The sequence below is a fragment of the Vibrio jasicida CAIM 1864 = LMG 25398 genome, assembly GCF_000400365.1.
GTDB lineage: Bacteria > Pseudomonadota > Gammaproteobacteria > Enterobacterales > Vibrionaceae > Vibrio > Vibrio jasicida.
Window position 1 is genome coordinate 1 of sequence record NZ_BAOG01000255.1, and the last position, 215, is coordinate 215.

Below are 215 nucleotides of genomic sequence, written 5' to 3' on the forward strand. Positions count from 1 at the left end.
AAACTGACAACCTCATTGAAGCAAAAGTAGAAAACTTGCTTGAACAACCTTTAATGGGTGTACAACGAGATGGCATCCGCGGACGATTACTCATTATTCCTGAGATTTCGATGATTATCTCTTACTGGGTCGAGGGCGATATCATTCGAGTTATGCGTGTACTCCACCAGAAACAAAAATTCCCTACGGATTGATTGCTTCCTCTGGGGAACTAA

Annotated in this window: 1 protein-coding gene; it reads left to right on the forward strand. The window is 42.3% G+C overall.

Translation table 11 applies throughout. The features are described 5' to 3' along the window. A partial coding sequence (locus tag VJL_RS27375; RefSeq protein WP_038882500.1) for a type II toxin-antitoxin system RelE/ParE family toxin occupies positions 1 to 194 on the forward strand: 194 nt, incomplete at its 5' end. Between the last annotated feature and the right edge of the window lie 21 nt (positions 195 to 215).